This is a genomic window from Bradyrhizobium sp. CCBAU 45321, from assembly GCF_028128975.1.
Lineage (GTDB): Bacteria > Pseudomonadota > Alphaproteobacteria > Rhizobiales > Xanthobacteraceae > Bradyrhizobium > Bradyrhizobium yuanmingense.
Genome location: NZ_LFKZ01000042.1, coordinates 1 through 642, shown reverse-complemented (window position 1 = coordinate 642; position 642 = coordinate 1). Strand labels below are relative to the sequence as shown.

1 protein-coding gene is annotated in these 642 nt (G+C 64.5%); it reads left to right on the top strand.

Annotation, left to right across the window (positions count from 1 at the left end; translation table 11 throughout):
- On the top strand, positions 1-278 hold a 278-nt coding region (locus tag ACM43_RS09570; protein ID WP_271539849.1), incomplete at its 5' end, for a hypothetical protein.
- Positions 279-642 lie beyond the last annotated feature (364 nt).

The following is a 642-nucleotide window of genomic DNA, read 5'->3' as shown; positions in this document are numbered from 1 at the left end:
TTCGCCCGTTTGCGGCCGCCACGCCGCCGCACCGCCAGCCTCTCTTCCAGGTAGAGCCGGAACAGCTTCTTGTGGCGCCGCTGGGTTTCCTGCCAGCCGATCTTGTCCCGCACGAGGGCGTTGAAGACCCGGCGCCGTTCTGCGGATCGAAGTCCGGGAGTTCCGGGAGGGTGCCGCCCTCGGTTCTGGCCCTCCGGCTTGTCGATCTGGGTCTCGGTGTTGTCGTCGTCCTTGCGAACGGTGGCGCCGTCCTGCCCGACGCCACGGCTGCGGCGTGACCCTGTACTTAGGCATGGCCCCCAGGATCGTATCCACCGAAGGGCTCGGGCACTCACGCAGACATTCGACCGGGACATAGGGTTCGAGGACACCATCAGGTCCGTCAAGATGGGCCTACTCTCGGCCCACAGGAAGCAGAGGCTGGCTGCGATGATCCACATGAACATCAGTGGTAACCTGTCGGGTGGAACACGAGGGCGTAGTCCAGCCCATCGTTGAAGCGATAGGCCCGGCTGGGCTTATTCATTGAGTGGTCTCTCCTTTGGTTGGTGGCGCTCTTGCCCCAGTTGACCCTCCCGCTTGAGCAGCACATGCAGGCGTCGATAGCCGAAGCGGCGGCGCTCCTGGGCGATTGCCCGCATG